11 protein-coding genes are annotated in these 13,121 nt (G+C 46.7%); 3 read left to right on the top strand and 8 right to left on the bottom strand.

The window, feature by feature from the left end; translation table 11 throughout:
* The first annotated feature begins 271 nt into the window (after nt 1-271).
* Entirely contained in the window at nt 272-667 is a 396-nt protein-coding gene (locus QFZ51_RS28800) for a response regulator (RefSeq protein WP_429050849.1), read from the top strand.
* A 76-nt stretch (nt 668-743) separates the two neighbouring features.
* Here QFZ51_RS28800 and QFZ51_RS28805 read toward each other — a convergent pair whose 3' ends face one another.
* Complete coding sequence (locus tag QFZ51_RS28805; RefSeq protein ID WP_429050851.1) at nt 744-2,387, bottom strand: ABC-F family ATP-binding cassette domain-containing protein; 1,644 nt, start codon at nt 2,385-2,387, stop codon at nt 744-746.
* A gap of 170 nt (nt 2,388-2,557) precedes the next feature.
* Between QFZ51_RS28805 and QFZ51_RS28810 the strand changes: the two genes are divergently transcribed.
* The gene (locus tag QFZ51_RS28810; protein WP_429050853.1) at nt 2,558-3,220 is read left to right on the top strand and encodes a carbonic anhydrase; all 663 of its coding nucleotides are present in this window, start codon (nt 2,558-2,560) and stop codon (nt 3,218-3,220) included.
* A 2-nt stretch (nt 3,221-3,222) separates the two neighbouring features.
* Nucleotides 3,223-4,041 (top strand): glutamate racemase, encoded by an 819-nt coding sequence (murI, locus tag QFZ51_RS28815; RefSeq protein WP_370912400.1) that lies wholly within the window; start codon nt 3,223-3,225, stop codon nt 4,039-4,041.
* A 54-nt stretch (nt 4,042-4,095) separates the two neighbouring features.
* Here the strand turns inward: murI and QFZ51_RS28820 are convergent, their stop codons facing one another.
* From QFZ51_RS28820 to murQ, 7 genes are all read right to left on the bottom strand, one after another.
* On the bottom strand, nt 4,096-6,144 hold the full coding sequence (locus QFZ51_RS28820; RefSeq protein WP_429050855.1) for a S9 family peptidase: 2,049 nt from the start codon (nt 6,142-6,144) through the stop codon (nt 4,096-4,098).
* 138 nt (nt 6,145-6,282) lie between these two features.
* Nucleotides 6,283-7,668 carry a Gfo/Idh/MocA family protein gene (locus tag QFZ51_RS28825; protein WP_429050856.1) on the bottom strand — a complete coding sequence of 462 codons (1,386 nt, stop codon included), beginning with the start codon at nt 7,666-7,668 and terminating at the stop codon, nt 6,283-6,285.
* Nucleotides 7,669-8,001: 333 nt separating this feature from the next.
* Nucleotides 8,002-8,766: a succinate dehydrogenase/fumarate reductase iron-sulfur subunit gene (locus tag QFZ51_RS28830; RefSeq protein ID WP_370912397.1), complete on the bottom strand. Its 765-nt coding sequence runs from the start codon at nt 8,764-8,766 to the stop codon at nt 8,002-8,004.
* Nucleotides 8,767-8,829: 63 nt separating this feature from the next.
* Nucleotides 8,830-10,803, bottom strand: a complete 1,974-nt coding sequence (locus tag QFZ51_RS28835) for a fumarate reductase/succinate dehydrogenase flavoprotein subunit (RefSeq protein ID WP_370912396.1) — start codon at nt 10,801-10,803, stop codon at nt 8,830-8,832.
* 19 nt (nt 10,804-10,822) lie between these two features.
* A complete protein-coding gene (locus QFZ51_RS28840) occupies nt 10,823-11,506 on the bottom strand; it encodes a succinate dehydrogenase cytochrome b subunit (RefSeq protein WP_429050858.1) in 684 nt (227 codons plus the stop codon).
* 187 nt (nt 11,507-11,693) lie between these two features.
* Nucleotides 11,694-12,257: a hypothetical protein gene (locus QFZ51_RS28845; protein ID WP_370912394.1), complete on the bottom strand. Its 564-nt coding sequence runs from the start codon at nt 12,255-12,257 to the stop codon at nt 11,694-11,696.
* A gap of 31 nt (nt 12,258-12,288) precedes the next feature.
* On the bottom strand, nt 12,289-13,107 hold the full coding sequence (gene murQ, locus QFZ51_RS28850) for an N-acetylmuramic acid 6-phosphate etherase (protein ID WP_079470451.1): 819 nt from the start codon (nt 13,105-13,107) through the stop codon (nt 12,289-12,291).
* Nucleotides 13,108-13,121: the final 14 nt, after the last annotated feature.

Here is a 13,121-nt window from a genome sequence, read left to right on the forward strand (position 1 = left end):
TAGCGGATTCATGGTATTTTTTTCGCTTATCTCATTTGTTAATGATTAGTTATTGACAAAAAGATATATATAAAAATAAAATTAAATTAACGTTCTTTGCTGCACAATTAAAGATAGCCGGAGGCCACTGCACTCCCCTGACCAATGCTTAAGAAGAAGAATGTGACAGGCATATGATGCCGGTTTAGCCCGTGATTCATTCTTTAACATCGTCTTATGTGCGCCTTTTGTTATTATTGGATAAGATCAGAAGCCCAATTAAAACCGAAGCATGGAAGACATGAATAAAATAGTGTACGTTGTAGATGATGATGAAATATTTCATTTTATCATCAAAAAAATGTTGGGGCACCAAAGCAATCACCTGATAGTTACCTCTTTTCTCTGTGCAGAAGAGGCCCTGGAGCAGCTTTCCAGTACCCCGCAAACTACCTTACCCTCTCTTATCATTCTTGATATGAATATGCAGCGAATGAATGGCTGGGATTTTATTGAGGCCTACAGAGGATTGAAAACTTCTCTGAAAAATACCATCCCGATTATAATGTGTTCTTCCTCTGTGGATGTACGTGACATGCAAAAAGTGCAGCATACGCCGGAGCTGATGGCGTACATTACAAAGCCGCTCGATAAAAATAAATTAAAGGTAATAGAGGAGTATCTGTAAGATATAAAACACCATTAAAAAAAGAAGCGAATGATCGGCAGACCATTCGCTTCAATTATTTTCAGTTATCTTACTTTTACGCTAAAACCGCGCTGCCGTACATTTCTTCACGCAGTGCTTTCACACGCTCATCTGCCAGGTACTCATCAAAGGTCATCAGCCTGTCGATAATGCCTTTAGGCGTCAGCTCAATAATACGGTTGGCTACTGATTGCATGAAGGTATGGTCATGGGTGGTGAACAACACCACGCCTTTGTAGTTGATCATACTTTCGTTGAAAGACTGGATAGATTCCAGATCCAGGTGGTTGGTAGGCTCATCAAGTATCAGCACATTGGGATCCTGCAGCATCATGCGGCTGATCATGCAACGTACTTTTTCACCACCACTCAGCACCGAAGTTTTCTTCATGATCTCATCTCCGCCGAATAACATCTTACCCAGGAATCCACGCAGGAAAGGCTCATCCACATCTGTTACATGTGGTGGTACGTATTGACGCAGCCAATCCATCAGGTTCAGGTCTTTATTGGTAAAGAACGCGGAGTTGTCGTTTGGCAGGTAGGCACTGGTAACAGTGGTACCCCATTCAAACTTGCCACCGTCGGCTTTTGCTTCATTGTTGATCACTTCAAAGAAAGTAGTGAGGGCCAGGTGATCTTTAGACAGGAATGCGATCTTATCTCCCTTGTTAACGGAGAAAGTAACATCTGTAAAGAGTTTGCGGCCATCCACCAGTTTTTCCAGTTTCTCTATGTTCAGGATCTGGTTACCTACTTCACGCTGTTGCTTGAAGATGATACCCGGATACTTACGGTTAGAAGGCTGGATATCTTCCACCACCAGTTTTTCGAGGGCTTTCTTACGGGAAGTGGCCTGCTTGCTTTTGGAGGCGTTGGCGCTAAACCGGGCGATAAAGTCCATGAGGTCTTTACGCTTATCTTCCATCTTCTTGTTCTTATCTGCAATCTGGCGGGCCATCAGCTGGGATGATTCGTACCAGAAGGTGTAGTTACCACTGAAGATCTGGATCTTTGCACGGTCCACATCTGCCACATGCGTACATACGGCATCCAGGAAGTGACGATCGTGGGATACAACAATCACGATATTTTCGTAGTCGGCCAGGAAGTTTTCCAGCCAGCCGATGGTTTCCACGTCAAGGTCATTCGTAGGCTCATCCAGCAGCAGGATATCAGGATTACCGAACAGCGCCTGTGCAAGCAGTACCCGCACTTTAAGGCTGCCGGCAATGTCTTTCATGAGCACTCCATGCATTTCTTCCTTCACACCCAGATCGCTCAGCAGTACTCCTGCATCGCTTTCTGCGGTATAACCACCCATTTCGCCATATTCAGCTTCCAATTCGCCTGCGCGCATACCGTCTTCTTCGGTAAAATCTTCCTTGGCGTAAATAGTGTCCCTTTCGTGCGCTATTTCCCAAAGCTTCTTATTACCCATCAATACGGCATTCAGTACGGTAACCTCATCAAACCCAAAGTGGTTCTGCGTGAGCACGCTCATGCGCTCACCGGGGGTGATTTCCACAGTACCTTTATTCGGTTCTATTTCACCGGACAATATCTTCAGAAAAGTAGACTTACCTGCTCCATTGGCCCCAATCACACCATAACAGTTCCCTTTTGTGAAATTGAGGTTTACTTCGTCAAACAATACTCTCTTACCAAAAGAGAGCGTTACGTTTTTAACACTGATCATGCTGGCTATGTAAATTTTGAAGCTGCGAAGGTACAGATTTTATGCGGGGTTTCCAAGAAGGCGTCCTGCCAGGCATATCAATAAAAAGTACTCGTTAACCCATTCATCATGAAAGGGTTGTCTGCATATATCTTTCTATGCGTATCTTTAGCGCATAAAAATGGAACCGCATGACAGCATATAACGAGATATTTGAGAACAATAAACGTTGGATAGCTTCCAAAACGGCCACAGACAAGGAGTTTTTCGAAAAAATGGCCGACTCCCAGAAACCAGACTATCTGTATATTGGTTGCAGCGACAGCCGCGTTCCCACCAACGAGATCATGGGGCTTGAAGCAGGTGAAGTTTTTGTACACCGCAATATAGCCAACCTTGTTCCCAATACCGACCTCAACGTAATGGGCGTCATCAATTATGCGGTAGTACACCTGGAAGTAAAACACATCATCGTATGCGGGCATTATAACTGCGGCGGCGTAAAGGCAGCCATGCAAGCGAAAGATCTCGGCATCCTGAACCCATGGTTACGCAACATCCGTGATGTTTACCGGCTGCACATGGACGAACTCAACGCTATCGGCGACGAACATGCACGCTACAACCGCCTCGTTGAACTCAATACGCAGGAACAATGTATTAACGTAATCAAAACCGCAGCGGTACAGAAGTCGTACGTAGGAAAAGGATTCCCTACCGTACACGGCTGGGTGTATGACTTGAAAAACGGCTTGCTGAAAGACCTCCAAATTGATTTCGAAGGCGTACTGCACGAAATTCAAAAGATCTATGACTTAACAGGTTCCGGCCTGATGCAAAAAGATACCGAATAATCATGGGTCCGATCGGCATATTCGACTCCGGCTACGGCGGATTAACCGTACTCAGGGAAATAGTAGCGGAACTCCCGCAGTACGATTACATCTACCTGGGCGACAACGCCCGCGCACCTTACGGCAACCGTGGCTTTGATACCATTCACGCTTATACGCTGGAATGTGTACAAAAACTGTTTGCGATGGGTTGCCCGCTGGTCATCCTGGCCTGTAACACGGCCTCTGCTAAAGCGCTGCGCACCATCCAGCAAAAAGATCTGCCCAATATAGCTCCCGACAACCGGGTACTGGGCGTGATCCGTCCTACTTCAGAAATGGTAGGTACCATCACGCAAACCGGTGAAGTAGGCATACTGGCTACCAATGGTACGGTGTCATCTGAGTCTTACCCGCTGGAAATCCATAAGTTTTTCCCGCATGTAAAAACACATCAGCTGGCCTGCCCGATGTGGGTACCGCTGATTGAAAATAACGAACACGAAAGCGAAGGAGCAGACTACTTTGTAAAGGAGTACCTGGATAAGATATTATTGGGCTCACCAGGTATCGATACCCTGGTACTCGGTTGCACCCACTATCCCCTGCTGATGAAAAAGATCAAACAGTTTTTACCCGGCGGTATTACTGTTTTGTCGCAGGGTAAAATTGTGGCGCACAGCCTGAAAGACTACCTGAAACGTCATCCTGAAATGGAAAGCAGGCTGAGTAAGCAACAGCAGCGTAGTTTTTATACAACAGATGATCCCGGAATTTTTGATAAGATGGCGGAGATCTTTTATGGGCAAACAGTAACATCTGCAAAGATGCTCACCAAATAAAAAAAGCCTGCCGGCATCATGTACCGGCAGGCTTTTAATTTTTTATCTCCTTCCTTACTTCCCTTCAAGCTTCAGCAGGAATGAATACTCCAACGCCACTTCCTCCAGTGCTTTAAACCTTCCGGAGGCGCCACCGTGGCCAGCTTCCATATTGGTATGCAACAGCAGTAAATGATGATCTGTTTTCATTTCCCTTAATTTCGCCACCCATTTTGCCGGCTCCCAGTATTGTACCTGTGAATCGTGCAGCCCGGTGGTTACCAGCATATTCGGATAAGCCTTATGCTCCACGTTATCGTAAGGAGAATAGGATTTCATGTAATCGTACGAGTCTTTATTTTTTGGATTGCCCCACTCATCAAACTCACCAGTGGTAAGCGGAATACTTTCATCCAGCATGGTGGTAACCACGTCCACAAAAGGTACCTGTGCCACGATGCCATTGAACAAGGTAGGCTCCATATTAGCTACAGCACCCATCAGCAGGCCACCTGCACTGCCTCCCATCGCATAAAGATGCGCGGTATCCGTGTAATGTTGCTGTATCAGGAAGTTGGCGCAGGCAATGAAATCGGTGAAGGTGTTTTTCTTTTTAAACATCTTGCCATCTTCGTACCATTGCCGTCCCATTTCCTGGCCACCGCGGATATGCGCGATCGCAAAAGCAAAACCACGATCGAGTAAACTTAACCGGGTAGAACTGAAAGTGGCATCCATGCTGTTGCCATAGGAACCATAACCATACAGCAATAACGGCCCCTTGCCATTTTTTTCAAACGTTTTCTTATATACAATGGACACCGGAATTTTAGTACCGTCTGTGGCGGTGGCAAACAACCGCTCTGTTGCATAATCTTTCGGATCATAGCCGCCCAGTACTTCCTGCTGACGCTTCAGTTCATTGGCGCCCGTTTCCATATTGTAATCATACACCGAGTTGGGTGTGATCATGGATGTATAGTTATACCGCAGTTCCTTGCTGTCCATTTCCGGGTTACTGCTTACGGAAGCAGTATACGCTGCTTCTGAAAATGGCAAATACTTTTCCGTGTGTGTTTTATCATTGATGATCCGGATATGGGTTAAACCGCCCTTTCTTTCTTCTAATACCGTAAACTCTTTAAACAGCTCCACTCCTTCCAGCAATACATCGCTGCGGTTAGGGATCAGTTCTTTCCAGTTTTCACGGGAAGTTTTATCCAGCGCGGTTTCCATCAGGCGGAAGTTGAGTGCGTTCCAGTTGGTGGTGATGTAGAATTTATCATCACGGTGATCCACATGGTACAGCATATCTTTTTCACGCGGTTGGAAAATGCGGAATGCTTCGTTGGGTTTAGCCGCATCCAGTATCCTGCTTTCAGATGATAAGGTGCTTTCGCTGTTGATGATAATATACTTGCCGGATTTTGTTTTAGATACATCTACATCAAACGTTTCATCTGCTTCGTGATACACTTCTTTGTCGGCTGCGATACCCAGTGAGTGTCGCATGATACGATCGGCCCGGAGGGTAACGGTATCTTTGCGGGAGTAGAACAGGGTTTTGTTATCACTGGCCCAGGTGCTGCCGGCGGTGGTTTCATGAATTTCGTCTGTGAGCAGTTCGTTTGTTTCCAGGTTTTTGATCCGGATGGTATAACGTCTGCGGCTGACGGTATCTATTCCGTAGGCGAGTAATTTTGCATCGGGGCTTACACTCAGGCCGGCCACGTGGCAATAGGCATGACCTGCAGCCAGTTCATTCACGTTCAACATTACCTCTTCCGGTGCTTCCAGGCTGCCTTTTTTACGGCAATGCACCGGGTATTCCTTTCCTTCTTCGTAACGGGTATAGTAGTAATAACCGTTTTTAAGATAGGGCACACTCATGTCTGTTTCCTTGATCCGGGATTTCATCTCGGTAAAGAGTTTTTCGCGGAGCTTTTTTTCGGGCGACAAGATCGTGTCGAGATAAGCGTTTTCTGCGTTCAGCCAGGCCAGTACATTCGGATTTTCCCGATCATTCATCCAGTAGTAATTATCGATCCGTTTGTCGCCGTGGATGCTGAGTTCTTTAGCTATCTTTTCTGCTACCGGAGGTTTTATATCAGCCTGGTCGTTCATAGTATTTTTCTTTTGATTACAAGACAAAAGCACCGTTCCCAAAAGCAACCAACAATTACCCTGGAAGTTTTTAAACATAGGAGATAGATTTAAATAGTAAGGTTTTAACTCAAAAGCATTACAAATTACGAATTCTCCCTACACTATTTTCATATTTACCGGGTCCCAGTTGATCAGTTTTTTGCTGAAGTAACTTTCATTTGTAACCAGGGCTGGTCCTGCAGCGCGAAGACCGAATACGGCATCTTCCACAACGGGTTTACCGGAGCGCATGGATTCAAAGAAATTGGTGAAATGTTCCAGCCGGTCGTCGTATCCTTTGGGGGGAGCGTAGGAGTTGGATGTTTCGATGGCATTGCGTTTATCTGCCGGGTATTTGGCATTATACTCTTTCACATATTGCGCCTGTTGGGCCTTGGTGAAAGTGTTATAAGTGTCCCAGCCACCGTAGCCTGGCGCTTCGGGCAGTTTGTGTTTCTTGATTTTAAAGTCGTTCCAGCCCAGTTCCAATACACCTTCGGTGCCAATAAAACGTGTGTATTCCCCACCGCCGCTGCCGTCGGCGAAATTCACGCGGAGTGTCATCTGGAAGGCGGGATGTTCTTTAGTTTCGGGATAGTCAAAAATGGCCACTACCACATCCGGCACATCGCGGCCATCTTTCCATTGTACCAGGTTGCCACTGGCATAAATAGATGTGGGGCCAAGCGATCCGGTAATAAAATGCAGGCCGGAAATCAGGTGTACAAACAGGTCGCCGGGGATGCCGGTACCATAGGCGCGGTAATTACGCCAGCGGAAAAAACGCACCGGGTCGAAAGGCACCTTGGAGGTATCTTTCAGGAAGGTATCAAAATCCACGGTAGCTGGGGATGCATCAGGCGGGATGGAATATTGCCAGGCGCCGAGTGCGCTGTGGCGGTCCATCCGGGCTTCCACTACGTTCAGCCGTCCTATTTCACCCGCCTGGTAACGTTTACGCGCCTCCGCAAGTGCTACGCTGCTAACGCGCTGGCTACCCACCTGGAAAACGGCTTTGGTGCGTTGTTGTGCGGCAATTACTTTATGGCCTTCTTCTATCTGCTGTACCATCGGCTTTTCGCAGTACACGGCTTTACCGGCTTCCATTGCAGCGATGGCAATCGTATCGTGCCAGTGATCGGGTGTAGCTACAATAATGGCATCTATATCTTTTCGTTTGAGTAATTCGCGGTAGTCGCGGGTAGTATATACCTGCGGGCCAAACACTTCCTTCACTTTGTCGAGGTGACCGGTGTACAGGTCGGCGGCGCCCACAAATTCCACTCCCGGCACTTTGATAGCAGTTTCCACATCTCCGAATCCCATAATACCCATTCCTACACATGCGATACGGATTTTGTCGCTGGGAGCGATCCTTTTTTCGGGCTGCAGGATTTCTACATGTTCCTTTTCATTTGCGAGGGCCGCCAGCTGGCCTATTCCGAGCAGTGCGGCAGTGCTGCCGATGTGTTTGATAAACTTTCTGCGTGATTGTTCTGACATATGTTCTCTGTTTTACATTGCGTGGAAAAAACACATGATAGTAAAAAAATTTAGAAAGATAAAGTTCGATGGATGAGCGGGGGGAGCGGAGGTTGTCTTTCTCAGGATTACGCTGATTATGCTGATTTGGGGGATTTTATTTTTTTGGATTTTTAAGGGATTTGAGGAGATGACAGCGGGTTTTGGATTTTTTGTTTTTTGGGAAAGAATGTAAAAAGAAAGGAGATAAGAATGAACAAGCCATTCTTATCTCCTTATAATATATTAAAAGAAAAAAATCAAAGTAATCAGCTTAATCAGTGTAATCCTGAGTAAGACAAACTCCGCGCGCGCTTATTTCTCAGAAGAAAATCCTGCTCCAATGAACTCCCTGTTGAGGCGGGCGATATTGGTGAGGGAAATTTCCTTCGGGCATTCTGCTTCGCAGGCGCCGGTGTTGGTACAGCTACCAAAGCCTTCCTTATCCATTTGCGCTACCATGTTGAGGGCGCGGGTTGTTCTTTCAGGCTGACCCTGTGGCAGCAATGCCAGCTGGGATACTTTGGCTGATACGAACAGCATGGCGGAAGAGTTCTTACAGGCGGCTACGCAGGCGCCGCAACCGATACAGGCAGCAGCTGCGAAAGCCAGGTCGGCTTTATTTTTATCTACCGGTAAACAGTTCGCATCCTGTGCGTTACCTGTGTTTACGGAAATATAACCACCTGCTTCGATGATGCGGTCGAAAGCAGATCTGTCTACCGTCAGATCTTTAATTACCGGGAATGCGCCTGCTCTCCAGGGTTCTACCGTAATGGTATCGCCATCTTTGAAAGCGCGCATGTGCAGCTGGCAGGTAGTAGTACCATCCCACGGACCGTGTGCGCGGCCGTTGATATGCATGGAGCACATACCGCAGATACCTTCGCGGCAATCGTGGTCAAATGCTATTGGTTCTTTGCCTTCATTGATCAGCTCTTCATTCACTACGTCAAACATTTCCAGGAAAGACATTTCAGAAGAAATGTTTTTTGCCTGTAAAGTTTCAAATCTACCCTGATCGTTTTTGTTTTTCTGCCTCCACACTTTTAATGTGAGGTTCATGTTATAATGTTCCATATACCTTGGACAATTATTTGATTTATAATCCTGGCTAACCGTTAAACGGTTTACCAATAACCATTATTTGTAGCTACGCTGTGTTGGTTTACATTCAACGAATTCCAGCGGTTCTTTGTGCAGTTCATACTGGCCATCGCCTTTGTATTCCCATGCAGATACGTAGCTGAAGTTTTCGTCGTCACGTTTGGCTTCTCCTTCCTCTGTTTGTGATTCTTCGCGGAAGTGGCCACCACATGATTCGCGGCGGTTCAGTGCATCGATACACATTAATTCGCCCAGTTCCAGGAAGTCGGCCACGCGACCGGCTTTTTCCAGTTCGGGGTTGAACTCATTGGCTTCACCGGGAACACGCACATCTCTCCAGAACTCAGCACGCAACGCTTTGATTTCTTCGATCGCTTCTTTCAGGCCCTGTTCATTACGCGCCATACCACATTTGTCCCACATGATTTTACCAAGTTTCTTGTGGAAGAAATCGACTGATTTGGTGCCTTTGATGTTGATGAGCTTATTAACGGTTTCCCTTACTTTATTTTCTGCTTCCACGAAAGCGGGATGGTCGGTAGGGATTGCCTTTGTACGGATTTCATCTGCGAGGTAGTTACCTACTGTATAAGGAATCACGAAGTAACCGTCGGCCAGCCCCTGCATCAGTGCAGATGCACCCAGGCGGTTAGCGCCGTGATCGGAGAAGTTAGCTTCTCCCAGGGAATATAATCCCGGAACGGTGGTACCCAGTTCATAATCCACCCAGAGGCCACCCATTGTGTAGTGTACTGCAGGATAGATACGCATAGGCAGTTCGTAAGGATTTTCACCGGTGATTTTGGCGTACATGTCGAACAGGTTACCATATTTCTCGGCTACTACTTCTTTACCCAGTTTAATCACTTCTTCTTTGGAAACATTGGAGAGCTGGCGTTTACCCACTTCAATATTACCATAACGTTCGATGGCTGCGGCGAAGTCGAGGTATACTGCCTGTTTGGAAGTACCTACGCCATAACCGGCATCGCATCTTTCTTTTGCTGCACGGGAGGCCACGTCGCGGGGAACGAGGTTACCGAATGCAGGATATCTTCTTTCCAGGTAGTAATCCCTTTCATCTTCAGGAATGTCGCTGGCTTTGCGGGTATCGTTTTGTTTTTTAGGCACCCAGATACGACCGTCATTACGCAGTGATTCTGACATAAGGGTCAGTTTCGACTGGTGATCGCCGGAAACCGGGATACAGGTAGGGTGGATCTGTGTGAAGCAGGGGTTAGCGAAGTAAGCGCCGTTTTTAGTTGCTTTCCAGGCGGCGGTTACGTTAGAGCCCATGGCGTTGGTAGACAAGTAGAACACGTTGCCATAACCACCGCTACAGATCAGTACGGCATGACCGAAATGGCGTTCCAGTTCGCCGGTGATCAGGTCGCGTGCAATGATACCGCGTGCTTTACCATCGATTTTCACGATGTCGAGCATTTCGTGGCGGTTGTACATTTTCACGTTGCCGAGTGCTACCTGGCGTTCCAGTGCGGAGTAGGCGCCGAGGAGCAGCTGCTGACCGGTTTGACCGGCGGCATAAAAAGTACGCTGTACCTGTGTACCACCGAAAGAGCGGTTACTTAACAGGCCACCGTATTCACGTGCAAAGGGAACACCCTGTGCCACGCACTGATCTATAATATTACCGCTCACTTCTGCCAAACGGTGTACGTTAGCTTCGCGGGCGCGGTAGTCACCACCTTTTACTGTGTCGTAGAACAAGCGGAAAACAGAGTCGCCGTCATTCTGATAATTTTTGGCCGCATTGATACCACCCTGGGCAGCAATACTGTGTGCGCGGCGCGGACTATCCTGAAAGCAGAATGCTTTTACTTTATATCCCAACTCTCCTAATGAAGCCGCTGCTGAAGCGCCGGCCAAACCAGTACCAATGATAATCACTTCCAGGTTGCGCTTATTGGCAGGGTTCACCAGTTTACAGTGTCCTTTATAGTCTTCCCATTTGGAATTTAATGGTCCGGCAGGAATTTTTGCGTCAAACATATATCCTTACTTTTCAGAATTATTTGAAATAGATTACAACGGGGATGATGGCAAAACCGATAGGAATTGCGATACCAAACAACCATATGCCAATGAAGCTGAGTAAGCCGTTGTATTTTTTATGATTTAAACCAAAGGTCTGACAGGCGCTTTTAAAGCCGTGGATCAGGTGGAAAGACAAACCGATCATCCCGATCACGTACAATGCAACCAGCCAGCCATTCTTAAAGGTTTCATAAGATAAAGCGTACAGGTCTTTCAACGGTTCAATGCTGCCTTCATAAGTACGGGTGGGCATTTCCGCGTAGTGGAATTGTCCCCAGAAATTAACCAGGTGGATAACAATGAAGATTAAAAGGATACTTCCCATAATGGCCATCTGACGACTGAACCAGGAAGATGTCTGATTACCCGGGTTGATGGTATATTTCACCGGACGGGCTGCTCTGTTGCTGAACGTGAGCTGGAGCGCAATGATGGCGTGCAGCAGTATCACAATTTTCAGCCCCCAGGCAATAAACTGAATCAGGCTGTTGTGTCCCATAAACGCAGCATATGCGTTAAAGGCCTTGCCTTCGTCGTTGTACAACAGCTGGAAATTACCTGCCAGGTGTACAATAACAAAACTGCAAAGAAACAAGCCGGTAGCACCTACCAATAACTTCTTACCGATAGAGGTATTAAAAAACTGTGACCACTTCATAAGTAAAATTCTAAGCTTCCTAGTATAAAAAGATGTTTGAAATGTCGGGCAAATTTAACGCAGGAAAAATAAAAACCAAATGATATTTATCAGGTTTTTATACGCATATATTATTATTCATATGCACTATGTATTCATAATCATACAAACACGCATAATATCTTTCATTTTGTAATGAAAATTAATATTATTCCAGCCGTTTTAACATGATATTATCCACCATATTGAACAGGTGTAATGGTTGATATGTCCGCCATTTATCATCATCGAGCAGGTGAACATAGTAGTGCAGGCGGGCTCTTTCAAACTCTTCACGGGTTTGTACCGGCATGTTCAGGCTTACGATCCAGCCGCCTTCATCGCGGATATCTTCCCACCATTCTTCATAATAACAATCATCGGAGGAATGGAAGTTCATCACATTTTCCGTGATGAGAATATATTTTGTGATGCCCTGGGCGATAAGGGTATCGATGATATTACGCTTCATGGTCATGATGTCGTTATCAATGGCATCATTCCATTCTCCCAGTAATTCTATGATAGCGAAGTTAAACTGGTAATCGATGAAGAGGATTTTCATGTACAGGTTGCGTGAGCCAAATTCATCCCACTGTGGGTGTATATAATAGTTATACACCGAATTGGAATATTCAAACTCACTGTATTCTCTTCCATAAAAGGGAGAGTACTCATCTTCTTCGGCGGTGTACAAATGCCGCCAGTTGTAATATGGCTCTATGTTGTGCATACCTGGTTTATGGGTGCAAAGGTTTTTTAAATCATTTTCCGGTGAAGTCGTCCACCGCTTTTTTCACGCTGCCGGCCTTTAACAGCAGTTGTTGCGCCTGTTCATAATCGGTGAGTGATAATTGTTCCATGAGCATTTTCACGCCGCGGTCTACCAGTTTTTCGTTGCTGAGCTGCATGTTCACCATTTTGTTATCTTCTACCCTGCCGAGCTGGATCATCACGGCGGTAGACAGCATGTTCAGCACCAGTTTCTGCGCAGTGCCGCTTTTCAGGCGTGTGCTGCCCGTTACGAACTCGGGGCCTACCACTACCTCCACGGGAAAGTCGGCCGCCGCAGATACCGGCGTATCCGGGTTACAGCTGATACTGCCCGTAACGATACCATGCTTGCGGCATTCATTGAGCGCGCCTATTACATAAGGCGTGGTACCGCTGGCAGCGATGCCCACTACCACATCTTTATCGGTGATATTGTATGCCTGCAGATCTTCCCAGCCCTGTGTGCGGCTGTCTTCCGCAAACTCCACGGCTTTGCGTATGGCCGTATCGCCGCCGGCAATCAATCCTACTACCAGGCCTTGCGGCACGCCAAAAGTAGGCGGACATTCAGAGGCATCTACCACGCCCAAACGGCCGCTGGTACCAGCGCCCATATAAAAGAGGCGACCGCCTGCCAGCATTTTATCGGCTACGGCTGTTACCAGTTTCTCTATTTGCGGGATGGCTTTTTCCACGGCTAACGGAACGGTCTGATCCTCTTTGTTCATGTTGGTCAGCAGTTCCTGCACGCTCATCTTTTCAAGGTGACGATAGTGTGAGGCCTGTTCCGTTACTTTTACAAATGACATATTGAATGCTTAAA

Origin of the sequence: Chitinophaga sp. W3I9, assembly GCF_050434025.1 — a bacterium.
Lineage (GTDB): Bacteria > Bacteroidota > Bacteroidia > Chitinophagales > Chitinophagaceae > Chitinophaga.

What these genes read in the sequence shown, in the direction of transcription:
- QFZ51_RS28800 (WP_429050849.1), top strand. Translation starts at nt 272, where the DNA reads ATGGAAGACATGAATAAAATAGTGTACGTTGTAGATGATGATGAAATA.
- QFZ51_RS28805 (WP_429050851.1), bottom strand. Translation starts at nt 2,387, where the DNA reads ATGATCAGTGTTAAAAACGTAACGCTCTCTTTTGGTAAGAGAGTATTG.
- QFZ51_RS28810 (WP_429050853.1), top strand. Translation starts at nt 2,558, where the DNA reads ATGACAGCATATAACGAGATATTTGAGAACAATAAACGTTGGATAGCT.
- murI (WP_370912400.1), top strand. Translation starts at nt 3,223, where the DNA reads ATGGGTCCGATCGGCATATTCGACTCCGGCTACGGCGGATTAACCGTA.
- QFZ51_RS28820 (WP_429050855.1), bottom strand. Translation starts at nt 6,144, where the DNA reads ATGAACGACCAGGCTGATATAAAACCTCCGGTAGCAGAAAAGATAGCT.
- QFZ51_RS28825 (WP_429050856.1), bottom strand. Translation starts at nt 7,668, where the DNA reads ATGTCAGAACAATCACGCAGAAAGTTTATCAAACACATCGGCAGCACT.
- QFZ51_RS28830 (WP_370912397.1), bottom strand. Translation starts at nt 8,766, where the DNA reads ATGGAACATTATAACATGAACCTCACATTAAAAGTGTGGAGGCAGAAA.
- QFZ51_RS28835 (WP_370912396.1), bottom strand. Translation starts at nt 10,803, where the DNA reads ATGTTTGACGCAAAAATTCCTGCCGGACCATTAAATTCCAAATGGGAA.
- QFZ51_RS28840 (WP_429050858.1), bottom strand. Translation starts at nt 11,506, where the DNA reads ATGAAGTGGTCACAGTTTTTTAATACCTCTATCGGTAAGAAGTTATTG.
- QFZ51_RS28845 (WP_370912394.1), bottom strand. Translation starts at nt 12,257, where the DNA reads ATGCACAACATAGAGCCATATTACAACTGGCGGCATTTGTACACCGCC.
- murQ (WP_079470451.1), bottom strand. Translation starts at nt 13,107, where the DNA reads ATGTCATTTGTAAAAGTAACGGAACAGGCCTCACACTATCGTCACCTT.